The sequence below is a fragment of the Robertmurraya korlensis genome (genome assembly GCF_023715225.1).
In the GTDB taxonomy this organism is placed as follows: Bacteria; Bacillota; Bacilli; order Bacillales; family Cytobacillaceae; genus Robertmurraya_A.
This window is the reverse complement of sequence record NZ_JAMBNS010000010.1, coordinates 98,683-117,240: the sequence shown is the minus strand read 5'-3', so window position 1 is coordinate 117,240 and position 18,558 is coordinate 98,683. Positions and strand designations below refer to the sequence as shown.

General features: G+C 39.9%; 16 protein-coding genes. 12 read left to right on the top strand and 4 right to left on the bottom strand.

Annotation, left to right across the window (positions count from 1 at the left end; translation table 11 throughout):
- Window position 1 precedes the first annotated feature (1 nt).
- From M3175_RS17870 to M3175_RS17845, 6 genes are all read left to right on the top strand, one after another.
- Entirely contained in the window at window positions 2-1,075 is a 1,074-nt protein-coding gene (locus tag M3175_RS17870; RefSeq protein WP_251521994.1) for a galactitol-1-phosphate 5-dehydrogenase, read from the top strand.
- 62 nt (window positions 1,076-1,137) lie between these two features.
- Window positions 1,138-1,797 carry a ribulose-phosphate 3-epimerase gene (gene rpe / locus M3175_RS17865; protein ID WP_251521991.1) on the top strand — a complete coding sequence of 220 codons (660 nt, stop codon included), beginning with the start codon at window positions 1,138-1,140 and terminating at the stop codon, window positions 1,795-1,797.
- The gene (gene rpiB / locus M3175_RS17860; protein ID WP_251521988.1) at window positions 1,794-2,252 is read left to right on the top strand and encodes a ribose 5-phosphate isomerase B; all 459 of its coding nucleotides are present in this window, start codon (window positions 1,794-1,796) and stop codon (window positions 2,250-2,252) included. Before rpe ends, rpiB begins: the two co-directional genes overlap by 4 nt.
- A gap of 36 nt (window positions 2,253-2,288) precedes the next feature.
- On the top strand, window positions 2,289-4,310 hold the full coding sequence (tkt, locus tag M3175_RS17855) for a transketolase (protein WP_251521986.1): 2,022 nt from the start codon (window positions 2,289-2,291) through the stop codon (window positions 4,308-4,310).
- A gap of 212 nt (window positions 4,311-4,522) precedes the next feature.
- Window positions 4,523-6,247, top strand: coding sequence for a methyl-accepting chemotaxis protein (locus M3175_RS17850; RefSeq protein WP_251521983.1), 1,725 nt, complete (start codon window positions 4,523-4,525; stop codon window positions 6,245-6,247).
- 108 nt (window positions 6,248-6,355) lie between these two features.
- A complete protein-coding gene (locus M3175_RS17845; protein ID WP_251521980.1) occupies window positions 6,356-6,613 on the top strand; it encodes a hypothetical protein in 258 nt (85 codons plus the stop codon).
- Between the two features lie 170 nt (window positions 6,614-6,783).
- Here M3175_RS17845 and M3175_RS17840 read toward each other — a convergent pair whose 3' ends face one another.
- The 4 genes from M3175_RS17840 to dcuS form a co-directional block, all read right to left on the bottom strand.
- Complete coding sequence (locus M3175_RS17840; RefSeq protein WP_251521977.1) at window positions 6,784-6,996, bottom strand: alpha/beta-type small acid-soluble spore protein; 213 nt, start codon at window positions 6,994-6,996, stop codon at window positions 6,784-6,786.
- A gap of 483 nt (window positions 6,997-7,479) precedes the next feature.
- On the bottom strand, window positions 7,480-8,676 hold the full coding sequence (locus tag M3175_RS17835; protein ID WP_251521974.1) for an NAD(P)-dependent malic enzyme: 1,197 nt from the start codon (window positions 8,674-8,676) through the stop codon (window positions 7,480-7,482).
- A 121-nt stretch (window positions 8,677-8,797) separates the two neighbouring features.
- Complete coding sequence (locus tag M3175_RS17830) at window positions 8,798-9,511, bottom strand: response regulator (protein WP_251521971.1); 714 nt, start codon at window positions 9,509-9,511, stop codon at window positions 8,798-8,800.
- Window positions 9,508-11,115, bottom strand: a complete 1,608-nt coding sequence (gene dcuS, locus M3175_RS17825; RefSeq protein WP_251521968.1) for a DcuS/MalK family sensor histidine kinase — start codon at window positions 11,113-11,115, stop codon at window positions 9,508-9,510. Before dcuS ends, M3175_RS17830 begins: the two co-directional genes overlap by 4 nt.
- A 250-nt stretch (window positions 11,116-11,365) precedes the next feature.
- Here dcuS and M3175_RS17820 point away from each other — a divergent pair, with 250 nt between their 5' ends.
- The 6 genes from M3175_RS17820 (at window position 11,366) to M3175_RS17795 (ending at window position 18,553) form a co-directional block, all read left to right on the top strand.
- Window positions 11,366-12,628 carry a dicarboxylate/amino acid:cation symporter gene (locus M3175_RS17820; RefSeq protein WP_251521965.1) on the top strand — a complete coding sequence of 421 codons (1,263 nt, stop codon included), beginning with the start codon at window positions 11,366-11,368 and terminating at the stop codon, window positions 12,626-12,628.
- 686 nt (window positions 12,629-13,314) lie between these two features.
- Window positions 13,315-13,977: a putative endonuclease domain-containing protein gene (locus M3175_RS17815; protein ID WP_251521962.1), complete on the top strand. Its 663-nt coding sequence runs from the start codon at window positions 13,315-13,317 to the stop codon at window positions 13,975-13,977.
- A gap of 306 nt (window positions 13,978-14,283) precedes the next feature.
- A complete protein-coding gene (locus tag M3175_RS17810; protein ID WP_251521960.1) occupies window positions 14,284-14,520 on the top strand; it encodes a hypothetical protein in 237 nt (78 codons plus the stop codon).
- Window positions 14,521-14,712: 192 nt separating this feature from the next.
- Complete coding sequence (locus tag M3175_RS17805; protein ID WP_251521958.1) at window positions 14,713-16,023, top strand: MFS transporter; 1,311 nt, start codon at window positions 14,713-14,715, stop codon at window positions 16,021-16,023.
- 214 nt (window positions 16,024-16,237) lie between these two features.
- Window positions 16,238-17,272 (top strand): LacI family DNA-binding transcriptional regulator, encoded by a 1,035-nt coding sequence (locus M3175_RS17800; protein ID WP_251521956.1) that lies wholly within the window; start codon window positions 16,238-16,240, stop codon window positions 17,270-17,272.
- 48 nt (window positions 17,273-17,320) lie between these two features.
- Complete coding sequence (locus M3175_RS17795; protein ID WP_251521953.1) at window positions 17,321-18,553, top strand: ABC transporter substrate-binding protein; 1,233 nt, start codon at window positions 17,321-17,323, stop codon at window positions 18,551-18,553.
- The last annotated feature ends 5 nt before the right edge of the window (window positions 18,554-18,558 follow it).

Genomic DNA, 18,558 nt, shown 5'->3' with positions numbered 1-18,558 from the left:
GATGAAAGCAGCAGTTCTTTATTCTGAAAATCATTTTGTATACGAAGAAGTTGAAATTTCGCCTTGTCAAGAAGATGAAGTGAAAATAAAAGTAATGGCTGCGGGCATTTGTGGGTCAGATACACATAAAATGACAAGCAAATGGAAGTATGATCTTCCAGCTATCATGGGTCATGAATTCTCTGGTGTAATTGTAGAAAAAGGTAGTGCCGTTAGCCATTTAAATCTTGGGGAGAGAGTAGTTGGTATCCCTTTTCTACCATGTCATTCTTGTGAATATTGCAAAAGAGGGCAATTTTCATTATGTGATAATTACGGAATGATTGGTTCTAAGTCTCCAGGTGCATTTGCCGAATATGTCAATATAAAAGCAACCAATGTTCTTCCAGTAGGAAATATGAGATTTGAAGAGGCAGCCATGATAGAGCCTTTAGCAGTAGCCTTGCATGGTGTTTTGCATATTTCTCCACGTATAGGTGATGTGGTGGCGGTATTTGGTGTAGGGACGATTGGAATACTCGTAATTGAATGGCTTAAAGTATCTGGTGTACAAGAAATCATTGCCATCGATATTTCGGAAGAGAAACTAGATTACGCAAAGTCAATCGGATGTAACCGTACCATCAATCCATTAAAAGAGGATTTAGCTATAAAAATCAAAGAATACACAAAGGGTCTTGGTGTGGACATCGCCTTAGAATGTGCCGGATCAAAAATTACGCAGGAACAATGCTTACTTGTGATAAGGAAACAGGGGAAAGTTGGTTATCTAGGAATTGCTTATTCCGATGTTTTACTTTCCGAAAAAGCATTCGAGAATATTTTTCGAAGAGAACTTACTTTAAAGGGCTTTTGGAATTCATATTCTGCACCATTTCCTGGTGAGGAATGGACGAAAAGTATTGAGTTTCTTTTACAGAAAAGATTTCAAATACGTGATCTTATATCTCACCGGTTTAATTTAGAGGAAACTCAAAAAGCATTCAATATGATCATAAATCGAGAAGAATCATTTAATAAGGTATTAATTTTACCTAATGGGCAAGAAGCCATTGATCAAGAAGAGACGATTTAAGTATTAGTTGACTAAACATTTCTTTGTGAAGTAATGAACAAAGAGAAAAGGAGAAGGTTCAAATGAAAATAGCGCCTTCAATACTGGCAGCAGATTTTTGCCATCTAGAGGACCAAATGAAGCTTTTAGAACAAAGCAATATTAGCATGCTTCATATTGATGTAATGGACGGAAACTTTGTTCCCAATATTACCTTTGGACCAGATCAAATCAAAATGCTTCGGCAACGTTCAAAGCTCATTTTTGATGTTCATTTAATGGTACAAAATCCTGATTGGATTATTCCGATTGTGGCTGAGGCAGGGGCTGATATCATTACCATTCATCAAGAAGCAACAACGCATCTCCACCGAAGTCTGCAATTAATAAAGAAAAACAATACAAGAGCCGGTGTAGTCCTAAATCCTGCTACCCCCATTGAAACGATTAAGCATGTTCTAGATGAAATTGATATGATTTTACTTATGACCGTTAATCCAGGTTATGGTGGTCAGAGCTTCATTTCAAGTGTGCTACCGAAAATTCAGGAAGCAAAAAAGCTTGTAGAAGGTAGGAATATAGACATCGAGGTAGATGGGGGAATTAACCTCGAAACAGCACAGCTATGTGTAGAATCAGGTGCCAATGTAATCGTTGCAGGTTCATACACGTTTCATGGTGATGTTAAAGAGAATTTAGAGCAGCTAACTAGAGTAATAAACAAACAGGGGGCAACCGCATGAAAATTGCATTAGGCTGTGACCATGGTGGATATTTGTTAAAAGAGTCTATTAAGAATCACTTAGAGAAAAAAGGATTCGAATGCCTAGATTACGGAACTCACTTTACAGAAAGTGTTAATTATCCCTTATATGCCAAAAAAGTGGGATATTCAGTTGCTAATCTGGAATGTGAATTAGGAATTCTTTGCTGTGGAACAGGTATCGGAATGTCCATAGCTGCTAATAAAATGCAAGGTGTTCGCGCAGCAGTTGTAAGTGATACATTTTCCGCGAGAGCAACCAGAGAGCACAATAACAGCAATGTGCTCTGCCTAGGTGAGCGAGTAGTAGGGGAATCACTTGCACTTGTAATTGTTGACACCTGGCTCGAAGCAGAATTTCAGGGTGGTCGACACCAAGAGCGACTCGATTTAGTTGAACAGCTAGAAAGATCTTTAAAATATAAAACTATATAAATATTACGACGGACCGCTAACAAAAGGAGTGTCATTATGAGTTCAATAGAAATGAAAAAAACAGTAGATGAATTAGCAATTAACACCATTCGCACATTATCCATCGACGCTATTGAAAAGGCAAATTCAGGACATCCGGGAATGCCAATGGGTGCTGCTCCAATGGCTTACGCACTTTGGGCAAAGGAAATGATTCATAACCCCAAAAATCCTAATTGGTTCAACCGAGATCGCTTCGTTTTATCAGCGGGTCATGGATCCATGCTTTTATACAGCTTATTGCACTTGTTTGGTTATAATGTCACGCTAGATGATTTGAAAAATTTCCGCCAATATAAGAGTAAAACACCGGGTCATCCTGAATTCGGGCATACACCTGGTGTAGATGCAACAACGGGTCCACTTGGTCAAGGGATTGCGATGGCAGCAGGGATGGCTATGGCCGAGCGTCATTTGGCAGAAACCTACAATCGTGAAGGCTATCCCATTGTCGATCATTTTACTTATTGCATCTGTGGGGATGGCGATCTGATGGAAGGAGTATCAGCAGAAGCTGCGTCATTAGCAGGTCATTTAAAGCTTGGACGCTTAGTAGTACTTTATGATTCAAATAACATTTCTTTAGACGGCGACTTGAGCCTGACATTCTCCGAGAGTGTCCAACAACGCTTTGAAGCATATGGCTGGCAAGTGCTCAGAGTAGAGGATGGAAATGATGTAACTGCCGTCCAAAATGCTGTGGAACGTGCAAAGCTTGATGATCAAAGACCAACACTTATTGAAGTGAAAACAACCATTGGCTTTGGTTCTCCTAATAAAGGAGGGAAATCCGATTCTCACGGTTCTCCGCTTGGTCCGAAGGAGACGGAACTGACGAAAGCAGCCTATGAATGGGAAGAAAAAGAGCCATTCCATGTACCAAATGAAGTGAGAGAGCACTTCCAACAATTTGCAAGCATTGGTAAGCAATTTGAAGATCAATGGAACTCCCTTTTCGAGAGCTACAAACAACAATACCCTGAGCTTTCACAGCAGCTTGAGCGTGCAATCAATGGTGAATTGCCTGAAGGCTGGGAACAAGATCTACCACAGTTTTCAAAAGGTGAAAAAATGGCATCTCGTGCCTCTTCAGGGAAAATGCTAAATGCAATCGCAAAAAAAGTCCCTCAACTAATTGGAGGCTCGGCTGATCTCGCGTGCTCAAATAAAACAACATTAACCTTTGAAGGAAACTTTGGTGTGGACGGATATCAAGCACGAAACATTTGGTTTGGAGTTCGAGAATTTGGAATGGGTGCGGCGTTAAACGGAATGGCTTTACATGGAGGAGTTAAAGTATTTGGGGCAACATTCTTTGTCTTCTCTGACTACTTAAGACCAGCAATGCGTCTGTCTGCATTAATGAAGTTACCTGTTATCTATGTATTTACTCATGATAGTATTGCAGTTGGTGAAGATGGGCCCACACATCAACCGATTGAGCATCTAGTATCATTACGTGCTATGCCAGGATTGTCATTAATTCGCCCTGCTGATGCAAAGGAAACTGCAGCAGCCTGGAGATTAGCTGTGGAAAGTGAGAGCAACCCAACTGCTCTAGTACTAACTCGTCAGGATTTACCAACACTTGAAATGTCTGAAGATGAAGTATATAAAGGTGTTCAAAAAGGTGCCTATGTGGTATCTAAGGCAGCTAAAGAAGCAGAGGGCTTACTATTAGCTAGTGGTTCAGAAGTAGCCCTCGCAATCGATGCACAAAAGCTTCTCGATCAAGAAGGCATCTATGTTTCCGTTGTGAGCATGCCAAGCTGGGATCGTTTTGAGAAGCAGACGAAGGAATATAGGGAAAGCATCCTTCCTAAAGGACTTTTAGCAAAATTTGCAATAGAAACAGCATCTTCCTTTGGTTGGAGAGAATATATCGGAGAATATGGTGAGGTCTTATCTATTGACCACTTTGGCGAATCAGCACCAGCAAACCAGTTGCTTGAAGAATATGGATTTACTGCCAAGAATGTTGCAGAAAGATTTAAAGCTCTTTCAGAAAAGATTAACTAAATTAATTTTCAAACCTCTATTTTAATAGAGGTGTCAGACTACAAACAAACTAAAAGTTTGTTGTAGTCTTTTTTACTTTATGGTTCTGTTCAATATAATTGTAGATATCTTATATGATATTAAAGTCGTTATTTGTCGAACAATAAAGAATTAGATTACTTTCCTTTTCTAGTATAATAGCCCTATTATTTATATCGAAGAGGGAGACGTCTATGAGTAAAAGTATAAAGTTGAAAATGATCGTTATTTTCTCAAGTTTAATATTGCTATCTGGAATCGTAACTAGTTATGTATCTTTTCAAACATCAGAAAATGTCATTACTAGTTCATTAGGAGACCAAGCGCTATCCATTACTGAAAATGCGGTTCAAGTGATTGATTTGGATCAATATGAGGAAATCTCACTAGAGTCAGGAGAAACTGATTACTATTTGGAATTGAGAGAACGTCTAAATGAAATACGAGAAACCAATGGGTTAGTCTATTTATATACAATGAGTAGGAAGGAAAAGGATAACAAGTATGAATATATCTATATGGTCGATGGAATGCCATTAGATACAGATGATGCTTCATCAATAGGAGAAGTTGAGGATGGAGTTGAGGATTACCCATTACTCGTTAAGGCTTTTGAAACGGGAGAGTCACAAGTTGGGGAATTGACTTATTCGGAAGAGTACGGTGCCTTAGTTTCAGCCTACATACCTATCAAATCGGAATCTGGAGAATTAGTCGGGATATTGGGTGCAGATTTAGATGCTAGTATGGTGTATTCGTCTCTACAGGCGAGCAAAATAAAGTTAATATGGATGACAGTTGGAATTGTATTATTGAGTATATTATTAATTTTCATCGCCACAATGTCACTTGTAAATCCACTAAAACATTTAGCCAAGAAGGTCGAATTAATTGGAAAAGGCGATTTAACGGTTACGATTGAATCCAATAGGAAAGATGAGATTGGAAGTTTAACAGATTCATTTAATCAAATGCTTCAAGAATTAAAGAGGATGATTGGGGTAATAAATCAAAGCTCGGTAAGAATGAGTGGAACAACGTCTCAATTGTTAGTAAGTGCTAACAAAACAAAAGGGGCTAGTAATGAAATTTCGGTAATTATGGAACAAATGGCTTCTTCTGTAGACACCCAATATAAGAGTCTTGATGAAAGTGCAAAAATTATAGAAGAAATGTCAGAGAGTATTAACGAAATTGCCATTAATTCATCAGGTGTTACTGAACTATCTTCCCATACACAGGAAGAAATAGAGATAGGGAATTCAAAAGTGAATGATTTAGTAGAGCAAATGAATACCATAAGTCGTTCAGTTAATGAATCATCCAGTTCAATTATGGCATTACAAGCACATTCAAAGGATATTGAGTCAATTGTAGAAATTATACAAGGTATAGCATCTCAAACGAATTTACTTGCATTAAATGCAGCGATTGAAGCAGCGCGTGCAGGTGAAGCGGGTAAAGGTTTTGCGGTCGTTGCTGATGAAGTGCGTAAACTAGCTGAACAATCCGAAATTTCAACCGTTAATATACGAAACATTATCGAAAAAATTAATAATGATACGAATGTAACAGCAGAGAAAATGAAGGTTGTTTTAGAGGATGTAAAACAGGGAATCAGTTCCGTTGGAGAAACGGGAATGGTTTTTAAAAACATCCTTGGTGCTATTCAGGAAGTGAACGTAAAAATCCAAGAAGTGACAGCAACTTCTGAAGAAATGTCTGCAGCAACAGAAGAAATCACAGCATCAGCTAAAGAGACAGCAAATATAGCCGAGCAAGCATCAACTGAAGTAAGGAAAACCGTTGATTTTACATTAGAACAAGAACAATTAGTGTTACATATGACGGAGTCTATTGAAGAGCTTGTTAAGATGGCTTCCACGATGAAGGAATTGACAGGGAAGTTTAAATTATAAGAGGAGCACTTAAAAACTTTTTGAAAACCTAGTGGGAAATATTGTCTAATCCGGAGTCCTTTAAGAAAATATTCTTAAAGGACTTTTTTTGGGACTTAGGAGGTATCTATGAAAACAATTCTACAAGCTGTTATAGCTTCAATCATTCTACATATCATTTATATATTTTGCACGATTGGAATAGGTTATCTAAAAACCATGTTTTATAAACCGAGCAGGCAAGGGGAGGTATACCTGCTCCAAAATGAAGTAGCTTATGGTATGGTGATTTCCCCCTATTTTTACCTCATTTCATTGCTAGTGGTTTCTATTATTTGTGCAGGTATCATAGCTTTGTATAACAAAATAAAAAGGAGAAAAGAATGAACTTCATCACTAATTTTCTGTATTAAGAAACGTGTCGAATATTTCCAAGGAAATTACGACTTATTTCCTCAATTATTTACACGATAATAGGAAACTCAACATAATAAATGGGAGAGGTAAGTTAGATTACCTCTCCCGTTACATATTTCTAAGGATAAATTATTACAAAATTAGCGGAAGCTGCCGCCCATTGACTGTTCGGCCATTCTTACCAGGCGTTTTGTGATTTCTCCACCTACTGATCCGTTTGCACGTGCAGATGTTTCAGGTCCTAAATTTACACCAAATTCACTAGCAATTTCGTACTTCATTTGTTCAAGAGCTTGTTCTGCCCCAGGTACTAATAATTGGTTAGAGTTATTTCCACGGTTATTTCTGTCCATTTCAATCTCTCCTTTTCGTTGGTGTAGCTATATATTTTGCACCTTTTTAAAAAATATACATTTATATGAAAAATATTGTGGGAATAACATATACAATTTATCTTACAAAAAATATAAAAATAAGCGGAGGTTTTCCGGTTAAACTGCAGAGTAGAGCTCTGTTCAGGGTATATAAGCGGAGATTTTCCGATTAAGCGAAGTAAATTTACCCATTTTTACGTTTTTTGAGCAAATAACCGGAATCTCTCCGTCTATTTATGCTATTTTCATTGCTATTAGATAATTAGGAGGAATTTCTCCGCTTAATTATCAAACCCTGCTGATTCCCTCCTTGATATCCGCTCTTTTATGGTTGGGAAGGGAGCTTAGTTCAACAGGCAACCAAAAATGGCTCAGTTCACAATACTGAGCCATGCAGTACAAATGGGGCTACATTTTTGATTTTGCAACAGGTAACGGAATCTGTGACCCAGAAAGGGTGTTTTACGATACTGATACCGAACCTTTGCTTTTTTTCTGCTGTATAGCAGCGAGCGAAACGGCTTTGGCCACCATTTTTGCCACTCTTTCATCCAGTGCGCTTGGAATGACATGGTTGGCTTTTAAATCTTTATCAGAAACAGCCTCTGCAATCGCATAAGCGGCAGCTAATTTCATTTCTGTTGTAATATCTTTTGCTTTAGCATCCATGGCACCTCGGAAAATGCCAGGGAAGGCAAGTAAATTATTTACTTGGTTCGGGTAATCGGAGCGGCCTGTTCCAACTACAGCGGCGCCTGCAGCAAGCGCTTCTTCTGGGTAAATCTCTGGGATTGGGTTTGCCATGGCAAACACGATCGGATTCTTCGCCATCGATTGGATGTGTTCTGGCTTCATAGCAGCTGGCCCAGATACTCCAATAAACACATCTGCACCATGAATCGCATCAGCTAGTGTTCCGCGGACTCTTTTTAGATTGGTCACTTCTGCCATCTCTTTTTGGGCTGAATTCATCCATTTCTCACCTTTGCTAACTACGCCTTCAAGGCTTACAAGGGTGATGTCTTTAAAACCTGCTTGCATCAGCAGTTTGGCAATCGCAATTCCAGCTGCTCCTGCACCGTTAATTACAATATTAAGAGATCGATGCTGTTTATTAACTACTTTTACCGCATTGATTAACGCAGCAAGAACGACAATGGCTGTGCCGTGCTGATCATCATGAAAAACGGGGATATCCAGTTCTTGCTTTAATCGTTCTTCAATTTCGAAGCAACGAGGAGCAGAGATGTCTTCAAGATTTATTCCTCCGAAGCTAGGTGACAGTGCCTTAACGATTCCAACGATCTCATCCACATTTTTCGTATCTAAGCAAAGTGGAAAAGCATCCACATTGGCAAATTTTTTAAAAAGAAGAGCTTTTCCTTCCATGACAGGAAGGGCTGCCTTTGGTCCGATATCTCCTAAGCCTAAAACGGCTGTTCCGTCTGTCACGATAGCAACCATATGTCCTCTGGACGTTAACACGTCGACTTGTTCAGGATTTTCTACAATCGCTTTACATACGTCAGCAACTCCAGGTGTGTATACGAGACTCAGTTGTTCCTCAGATGTTACATCAATTTTGCTGACAATCTCAATTTTTCCTAAATGTTCTTTATGAAGTTTGATTGCTTCCTCTTTAAGATTGCTTTTTATCAATGATATCTACCCCTTTGGTAATCGCTTTCATTCTTTCTACATCGTAAAGAAAATGACCAAGGTTTGATAGATTTTGTAACTATACAACTTTATTAAATTAAAAAAAGTGGAAATGCACTTTTTAAAGATACATATCCACTTGGTTTAGTTTTTCTATTTGTAGAGTATATAGATATACCGGTCTACCAATTCCGTAGGTTAACGATTCCTTCAGTACTCCAAGCTGGGTTAAGAACTTTAAGTATTTCCTTACCGATACGCGTGAGATATACGTACTTTCAGAAATATCATCGGTAGAGAACGGGTTCGTTCCTTTGGTTTTCATCACTTCTACTACAACTTGTAGAGTACTGCTCGTTAAGCCCTTAGGCAGATCAATAATCGGCTCATCGAATTGGGTTTGCTCTGTACTCAAAATTCGATCATCAAGATCTTCTTGTTTAAGCACGGCATGACTTGCAAAGAAAAGATATTTATCTTGGAACTTCAGCAGTGCTTGTTGAAATCGGTCAAACTCAAATGGTTTGATTAAATAATCAACGGCACCGAGCCTAAGAGCTGCTTGGATTTTATCCTTTTCTCCAGCTGCTGTAATGAGGATTACATCTATTTCTAGCTGATGTTCTCTAATATATTTTAACAAGAGTAGTCCATTCTCACCTGGCATATATACATCTAGTAAAATAAGCTCAACGGATTCCTTTTGCAAAAATTCAATCGCATCCTTTACCGTATGGACCATGCCTGAAAGACGAAATCCTTTCATATCATGGAGATAACGTTTGTTAATTTCAGCAACCATCGGGTCATCTTCAACAATTAGAACCTTAATCACGATTCCACCTCTTTGCTTTTATAAGGTATTTTTATATAAACATTGGTTCCTAACATCCATTTCGAGTCGATTTGGAGTTCGCCACTGAGAGCTTGGACGCTTTTTTCTACTAAATGTAGTCCGTAGCCCCGATTGTCTCCTTTTGTGGAATAGCCTTTTTCAAAGATTCGTTCCTGCGTTTCTTCAAGTATTCCCGGTCCGGAGTCCATCACTTCCATGTCTAGCCACTCACCATCATAAGTAAAACTCACTTCAAGCGTTTTTTCCGCGCTATCAGCCATTGCCTCGATGGCATTATCGATCACATTGCCAAGAATCGTAATCAACTCATGTGTGGTTTTTTGATCAGCTGGTTCAGGAATGACTGCCCCCGTTTCAATCGTGAGATCCACGTTTTGTTCCCTAGCATAACTCAGTTTTCCTAGAATAAAGCCTCCGAGAGCAGGGTCCTTGAAATGTTCAGTAATGTTTCCGAATTCCTGGTTTCGGTAATTAACCAAGGTACGAATAAAGTCTGCGAGTTCTTTGTAAGATTTTAACTCGATCATTCCTCGAATCACATGAAGGCGGTTCATAAATTCATGTGATTGGGCACGTAGGGCATCTGCATAAGCTCGAACGCCTGTTAATTGTTCGGCGAGCTGATTGACTTCCGTTTTATCGCGGAAGGTGGAAATAGCTCCGACCACTTGTCCATTAACCAACAGTGGAACACGATTGACGAGAATGGAGACGCCGTTTATGTTCTGTTCCTCATCTAGTTCGGGCTCACCCGTCTGTAACACTCTGTCCAATCCGGTAGACGGCATATAGTCGTGAATGTTCCTCCCGACTGGATTGGAGTCTAGTCCAGCTTTTTGAAAAATTTGAAGAGCCGACTTGTTCACGAGTGTGATTGTTGATTGATGGTCCACGGCAATAATTCCTTCGTGGACGGACTGAAGCATCGTGCTTCTTTCCTCTGTGATCTTTGCAATAGCAAAGGGTTCAAGCCCAAGTAGGGTTCTTTTAATATATCTCGCTAGTAAAATAGCTCCTATCACACCGACGAATAGGCCGAAAAACGTAACGATCAATATGCTCCGATGGCTTCGTCCGAGTGCAGTCTCTACGCTTTTTAGCGATATTCCCACGGCCACGACTCCGATTTGTTCATTATTTTTATTGTAAATGGGCGTAAATGCTCGTACTGATTCACCTAACGTACCTTTTGAGATAGAAACATACTCTTCTCCTTTTAGAGCCTGCTTTTCATCTCCTCCCACAAAGGGCTTCCCAATTTCGTCAGGGTTTGGATGTGTTCTCCGTATTCCCTTCATATCCATAACCACAATGAACAGCATAGCTGTGGCTGTTTGAATATCATTTGTATAGTCTTGAACGGAGTTGGAGTACGTTCTGTTTTCTAACGCGTCTATAACTATATGAGATTTTGATACGGTCCTCGCGACGATCCTTGCTTTTTCTTCTGAATGGGCTTGTATGTTTTTACTAACCGAATGGCTGATTAATAGGTCAGTAATCATCAGTGAAATGAGAACGACCAGACAGACAAAGAAAATGATCACCGTACTAAGCTTAAAACGAACTTGCCGTAAACGCACTACATAACCTCCCAACACAAGGACAAATTGTTATTTTTCCACTATAAAATGAAATCGCTTTAAAAGAAAGAATTTGTTTTGGAAAGGGGAGTGTTCAGTTCAATAACCTCATTAATATGTTACTTACATTAATTACAAAAAGGTTTTATAAGTTTTATTAACTATTCTTATTTTTCGCAAAATTGTAACATGTGGTTAACAAAGTGAATGAAATCGTTTTCAAAATAATTTTATTTTAGGAGGAGACCACATGAGAATTAATTTTAAGAGTCTTACTACTCAAGTAATACTAGGTATTATCTTGGGGATCACTGTCGGGTTTGTGTTTCCAGAGATAGGATCGCAGTTAAAGGTAATCGCTGATATATTTATTAAGCTAGTAAAGATGGTCATCGCACCAATTATTTTCCTAACGATTGTCATCGGAATTGCAGGGATGGGAGATTTAAAGAAGGTTGGTAAAATTGGTGGAAAAGCCTTGCTGTATTTTGAAATTGTCTCCACGATTGCGTTAGCGATTGGAATTATCGTTGCGAATGTGATTAAAGCAGGTAAGGGAATTGATGCGAAGGCAGGAACCGGTGATATCACTCAATTTACGAAGGCGGCTGAAGAAACGAGTCACGGATTTATGGACTTTGTGGTTTCTATTATTCCTGATAGCTTTATCGGTGCGTTTGCGAATGGTGAACTGCTACCTGTTCTTTTATTGGCTTGTTTATTTGGAATTTCTCTTGCTCATTTAGGAAAGAAAGGGAAACCGGTTATTGAGTTTTTTGAAAAGATTACAGAAGTGTTCTTCGGAATTGTTAATATCATCATGAAGGTGTCACCGTTCGCAGCGTTTGGAGCGATGGCGTATACGATTGGTGAATTCGGAATTGGCTCCCTTGTTTATCTTGGAAAGCTGATGGGATCCGTTTATATCACTATGGCTCTCTTTATTGTTCTTGTTCTTGGTGGAATTGCCAAAATGTTCGGTTTTAGCATCTTTAAGTTTATTGCTTACATTAAAGAAGAAATTCTTCTTGTTATTGGGACTTCCTCTTCTGAAGCGGCTCTTCCAAAAATGATGGAAAAGCTTGAGAAGTATGGTTGCTCCAAGCCAGTAGTAGGACTCGTTCTTCCAACGGGGTACTCCTTTAATTTAGATGGAACATCCATTTACCTATCGATGGCTGCATTATTCATTGCTCAGGCCTATGGGGTAGACCTAAGCATTTGGGAACAGCTGACCCTTTTAGGGGTATTGATGCTTACATCTAAAGGGGCCGCTGGTGTTACCGGTTCAGGTTTTGTCACGCTAGCTGCCACACTAGCCGTATTCCCATCAATTCCAGTAGAAGGAATGGCTCTCATCCTTGGGGTTGACCGTTTTATGTCTGAAGCGCGTGCCATCACAAATCTAATCGGTAACGGAGTGGCAACGGTTGTTGTTTCAAAGACAGAAGGGGAGTTTAACCCTGTTCACGAGGTTGAGGCTCAGGTGAATAAAAAGGAAATAACTGCGTAAGTATTTTCGGGTGCTTTCTTCAGAAAAGATGTATGGGATTTGTCATACGTCTTTTCTTTATTTATTAACGTTTCTAAACTTATCGGGTTGGCGGCACCCGCGCTGATAAATAGACGGAGAAATTCCGCTTAATTAGAAATTATTATGAAAAAACGCTTAAATAAACGGAAAGATTCCGTCTATTGTCTTGAAAACTTCGAAAATAGGCGATTTTGCTTTAATTAATGGGAAAACCTCCGCTTATTTACCCCAAAACGAGGCTCCATTCTGCATCTAACCGGAAATTCTCCGCTTATTTTTGCTGGTCACTCGATTAAGGACAAGAAATTTATTTAAAATCTACAAAAATCCAAGATAACCTCATTTTATTGCATGCTGAATGCCTCTCGTATTGTAGGAAGTAAAAAAAGGATTGACAAATGTAAGAATTCTATTAATCTAAAAATAGTTCTATCCCCAAGTTATTCTTTCTTAGCTACTCCGCAAGTCTTTATTTGTTGTTTACAATTCTCCCATTCAAGTCACATTAAATCTCTTTTTCACTTGCATTAACAAGCATTATTGTTAATAACTGTCTGAAGTTCAATTGAATAATTCTTTCGTAGCACCGATTATTAAATGCCCATGTTGTGGATGTTCTACATCAGTTTAAAAAGATATGACCATTAGATAGGAGGAGGGAAGCTATGGGATTTGAAGAAGAATACCAGGCCTTTTTGAATGTTCACTTGCAAGCAAGAAACGGTGAACGGTTGCGGCGCTTACAAGAAGGTCACAATCAGGCTGAAATGTTGTTTTTGAAGCAAGTGTGGTGGCCTTTATATCACCATTTCAAGTATCTTCATCCAGAATATGAAGTGGATGATTTCAAGGATGGCAAAAGGTATTTGGATTTTGCTTATATTCGTCCCGCCATCCGGATTTGCCTGGAAGTCGACGGGTATGGCCCTCACCTAAAGAGCATAAGTAGATGGCAATTTTCTGACAACCTGGAACGTCAAAACCAGCTGGTGATTGATGGATGGACTGTCATCCGCTTTTCCTATGACCAAGTAAATGAGCAGCCCCGTCGATGCCAACAGATTGTTCAGCAAGTAATTGGCCGATTGCTGGGTGATGAACTAGACCAGTCATCTCTGTCCTTTCTCGAAAAGGAAGTACTTCGGCTAGCGATTCGAAAAGGAGAACTCATTTCCCCTAAAGAAGTTGGGGAATACTTAAAGCTAAGTGACAAGACGGTAAAAAGAATACTTTCTCAACTGGTCGATAAAAAAATGCTGATTCCCGCATCTGGGACTAAGAGGGTTCGCTCTTATCGGGTGGGAGATCAGGTTAAGCACCCTATCTGAAAATAGACGGAGAAATTCCGCTTAATTAGAAATTATCATTAAAAAATGCTTAAATAGACGGAGAAATTCCGCCTATTGGCTCGAAAAACGTAAAAATACGTGGTTTTGCTCTGAATAGCCGGAAAATCTCCGCTTATTTCTTTAATACCATTCAAAACGTAATCACCTAAATTATGATGAGTCAGCTTTTCTGTTGTAGATCCAGATCTAACAAAATCTTCTTCATAAAGGCGTTCACCCATACCGAATAGGCTGGCGTCGCATATCCTTTTATTGTATTTACATTACAATAGAGGAGGAATTACCTTGAATAATGATGTAAGAATTCGTCCTGGATTTGGTTTCGGCAGACCAGGGTTTGGATTTGGTAGACCAGGTTTCGGTCGTCCTGGATTTGGAGGTTTTGGTCTAGGGTTCTTAGGAGGTTTAGCTGCTGGTGCATTACTAACTCCAGGTCCTGGCTATGGATATGCCTATCCATACCCTTATCCTTATCCATACCCTTACCCATATTATCCGCCTTATCCTTATCCTTATTATTAATAAAGTAAATGTTATCGGAGTAACGGCTGTTTCGTAAACAGCCGTTTTTTAATGTGAAAAGAAATTCCTTTCTCTAAAAATACATATTTTGTATGTTATGGTAGTCTTATATAATAGTGGTACTATGACCGTGTATACCCACAGTGGTATAATAATGGAACCAGAACATTGGGAGAAAGGGGATTAGAAAATATGTCAACTAAAACTGAAAACCATCCATCCTGGGTGCAGCCATACCTCGACTCCACAGAAAAGCAACAAGCGTTATATAAACGAACGCTTCTTATCGTTGTGTTATCTCAAATTTTTGGAGGGGCAGGGCTTGCGTCGGGCATCACCGTGGGGGCGCTTCTTGCCAAGGATATGCTTGGGACGGATAGTTTCTCGGGTCTGCCGGTCGCATTGCTGACATTAGGGTCTGCGGGTTCGGCCTTGATAGTTGGTTATCTTTCTGACCAATATGGACGCCGCTTTGGTTTAGCAGCCGGATTTTTAGCGGGAGGACTTGGAGCAATCGGTGTGGTCCTGGCAGCGGTTACTAGCAATATTCTCCTCCTTTTTGCTTCCCTATTAATCTATGGGGCAGGAACGGCAACGAATTTACAGGCCCGCTATGCGGGTACGGATTTAGCCAATGCGAAACAGCGAGCAACAGCTATTAGTATTGCGCTAGTGTCCACGACCTTTGGAGCGGTTGCGGGACCGAACTTGGTTGGTCCTATGGGAGAGTTTGCTGCATCCATCGGTGTACCAACACTAGCTGGTCCCTTCCTATTAGGTGCGGCGGCCTTCATCTTAGCAGGGCTCATGATTCTTATGTTTCTACGTCACGATCCTCTTATTGTAGCAAAAGCGATTGCTAAGAGAGAGAGTCAAAACCATCACCTTAAGAGTGAGACTGCCACAACAGCCATTAATAAAAAAGGAATTATTGCCGCTGCAACCATCATGGTGCTCACTCAAATAGTCATGGTAGCGATTATGACGATGACTCCCATTCATATGGGGCATCATGGCCATGGCTTACAAGAAGTAGGGATGGTTATCGGCTTTCATATCGGTGCCATGTACCTTCCATCTCTTCTAACGGGTATGCTTGTTGATAAGGTAGGGCGGACCTCCATGGCAATTGCAGCCGGGAGCATTTTACTTGCTGCAGGGTTTACGGCGGCGTTCGCTCCGACGGATAGCATGGTGGTTCTAACGGTCGCTCTTATTCTTTTGGGACTCGGTTGGAATATCGGTTTGATTAGTGGGACGACGATTTTAGTGGATGCAACAAGTCTTGCCACCCGTGCGAAGACACAAGGAACCATCGATGTTCTTGTTGCATTATCAGGTGCATCAGGTGGAGTGCTTTCTGGGGTAGTCGTTGCGTATTCAAGCTACGCCGCACTTTCTATTGCGGGAGGAGTTCTTTCATTACTACTTATACCAGTGGTGATGTGGTCGCTAAAGAAGCCTGTTGTGGAGAAACAGCTTAATCAAAAGGTAGGTTTTTAGTAAACAAAAAGAGATCTTCCATTGGGAGATCTTATTTTTATGTGTATAACTAGTTAACGTAACTAAAATAACAGGTTAAATTACTAGCTGTTTACTACATTTTATGATAAATACCCAACTTTTTTATAAAAAACTATTGATTGTAACCGCTTTTATTGATATATTCATAACAAGAAGTTTAGTAAAGTTTACTTAATAAAAGGCTGTGATCAAAATGACGACAATCAAAGACATTGCCGTGCAAGCAAATGTCTCAACGGCAACGGTTTCACGAATTTTAAATAATGACCCTACGCTTTCTGTTTCTGATATCACACGTAAAAGAGTTCAGGAAGTTGTTCATGAATTAAATTATAAGCCTGCAAGAAAAAAAAGTGTGAAAGCGGAAAAGGGTACGGAAACACACAATATTGGGCTTTTACTCACTACAACAAAGGAGGAGGAGGCGCGAGATCCGTATTTTATGTCAATCCGTAATGGGGTTGAAATGGCTAGTGAAGAATACGGGTTAAATATTACTTCTGTGTTTACTGTTGGGTTAAGTGACATAAACCCAGCGGTCTTGGCTGGATTAAGCGGGTTAATCGTAATCGGTAGAGTAAACGTAGAAGAACTGCAAGATGTTTACTTCGATAACAAGAAAATTGTTTTTGTTGACTCTGTTCCAGAACAAAAGGGCTATGACGTTCTAATTTCTGATTTAGAAAATGCAACTGATGAAGTGCTCACACATCTATTTGAATTGGGACATAGAGATATTGCCTATATGGGTGGAGGCGTGTACTTTAAGGGCTTATACAATCAAGAGTTTGTTGGTGATGAGGATGTTCGGAAGCTAGCGTATGAAAAAATCATGAAAGAAAAAGGTTTCTATCAAGAAGAACGTGTGCTAGTAGGAGATTGGAGTCCCAATGGGGGCTATGTTCTGATGAATCAACTCATTCAGTCAGGCCAGTTACCAAGCGCGGTGGTTTGTGCTTCTGATCCTATGGCTCTAGGGGCTTTTAGAGCTTTGCATGAAGCGGGGATCAAGGTGCCTGAAGACATATCCATCATCAGTTTCGACGATATTGATGCAGCAGCTTATCTTCAACCAGCCCTTTCAACGGTGAAGATCCATTCGTTTGAAATGGGGAAAACAGCAGTGAAACTTCTACAAGATCGAATAAAAGGAAGAGAGCTTCCGATGAAAGTGATTCTTCCGACTGAACTCATCCTAAGGGAAAGCACAGGAATGAAAAAAGCATGAACATGATGTTGGTTCCTAATAAAAATTGATTATAGGGGGATTTTTTTCATGAAAAAGACAATTGCCATTCTTTCTGCTGGTGTATTATCACTATCTCTTCTAGCTGGTTGTGGTGGAGGGGAAGAGGATTCTTCTGACGGCAAAGTAAAGATTGAGTTTTTCCATCATAAGCGAGAAGGTATGGAAACCATTGATAAGCTGATAGCTAAATTTGAAAAAGAAAATCCAAATATCGATGTGGAGCAAGCGAGCCCGCCTGAGCCATCCACTGTTTTAAGAACAAGAGTTTCAAAGAGTGATATACCGGATATTATCGGCGTTGGTGGGGATATGACTTATAAGGATCTTTCCGAAGCTGGAGTTTTTGCCGATATCTCTGATGATAAAAGTCTGGAAAAGGTTCAGCCTGCGTACGTACAGATGCTAAAAGATGTGTCTGGCCTTGAGGAAGTGTATGCCATTCCATTTGCCACGAATGCGGTAGGCGTTATTTACAATAAAGCTGTTTTCACAGAGCTTGGTCTAGAGATTCCGAAAACATGGGATGAGTTCATTGAGGTTTCTGAAAGTATTAAAGCAGCAGGAAAAACTCCTTTCTTCCATACATATAAGGATGCATGGACAACCTTGCCTTCATTTAATGCACTAGTTGCGAATACTCAGGGTGATGATTTCTACTCAGAATTAAATAAGGGCAATATTCTTGCGGGAAAAAGATACAAAGAAGCGGCAGAAAAGATGGTTCAATTAACGGAATATGGTCATAAAAATCAACAGGGTGTTGGCTACAATGATGGAAACACCGCCTTTGCTAACGGAGAGGCAGCCATGTACTTACAAGGGGTGTGGGCGATTCCTGAAATCAAAAAAGCCAACCCTGATCTTGAGCTAGGAGTATTTCCTTTCCCTGCGACCAACCATGCGGACGAAGTGAAAGTAATTTCTGGTGTGGACTTAATCTTAGGCTTAGCGGCATCATCTAAACATCCTGAAGAAGCGAAAAAGTTCATTGAATTCCTATTAGAAGAAGAAAATGCGAAGCAGTATATTCAAGAACAAAACTCGTTTTCTGCTCTAAACGGGATTACACAGGATGACCCATCTGTTGCAGATCTAAAAGCTAGCTTTGAGAAGGGTGCTCTAACGGATTTCCCTGACCACTATATTCCTACAGGAGTGGCCCCAGAGAAAACGCTACAAACGTTAGTACTTGAGAAAGATGTGGACGCGTTCCTTGAAAAACTGCAGAAAGACTGGGAAAAAGTACAGGATCGTAAATAAATTTT

Bases quoted from the DNA above. Each gene is read 5' to 3' on its own strand.
- M3175_RS17870 (WP_251521994.1), top strand. From the start codon at position 2: ATGAAAGCAGCAGTTCTTTATTCTGAAAATCATTTTGTATACGAAGAA.
- M3175_RS17820 (WP_251521965.1), top strand. From the start codon at position 11,366: ATGAGAATTAATTTTAAGAGTCTTACTACTCAAGTAATACTAGGTATT.
- rpiB (WP_251521988.1), top strand. From the start codon at position 1,794: ATGAAAATTGCATTAGGCTGTGACCATGGTGGATATTTGTTAAAAGAG.
- M3175_RS17815 (WP_251521962.1), top strand. From the start codon at position 13,315: ATGGGATTTGAAGAAGAATACCAGGCCTTTTTGAATGTTCACTTGCAA.
- M3175_RS17845 (WP_251521980.1), top strand. From the start codon at position 6,356: ATGAAAACAATTCTACAAGCTGTTATAGCTTCAATCATTCTACATATC.
- M3175_RS17795 (WP_251521953.1), top strand. From the start codon at position 17,321: ATGAAAAAGACAATTGCCATTCTTTCTGCTGGTGTATTATCACTATCT.
- M3175_RS17840 (WP_251521977.1), bottom strand. From the start codon at position 6,996: ATGGACAGAAATAACCGTGGAAATAACTCTAACCAATTATTAGTACCT.
- tkt (WP_251521986.1), top strand. From the start codon at position 2,289: ATGAGTTCAATAGAAATGAAAAAAACAGTAGATGAATTAGCAATTAAC.
- M3175_RS17800 (WP_251521956.1), top strand. From the start codon at position 16,238: ATGACGACAATCAAAGACATTGCCGTGCAAGCAAATGTCTCAACGGCA.
- M3175_RS17805 (WP_251521958.1), top strand. From the start codon at position 14,713: ATGTCAACTAAAACTGAAAACCATCCATCCTGGGTGCAGCCATACCTC.
- M3175_RS17850 (WP_251521983.1), top strand. From the start codon at position 4,523: ATGAGTAAAAGTATAAAGTTGAAAATGATCGTTATTTTCTCAAGTTTA.
- rpe (WP_251521991.1), top strand. From the start codon at position 1,138: ATGAAAATAGCGCCTTCAATACTGGCAGCAGATTTTTGCCATCTAGAG.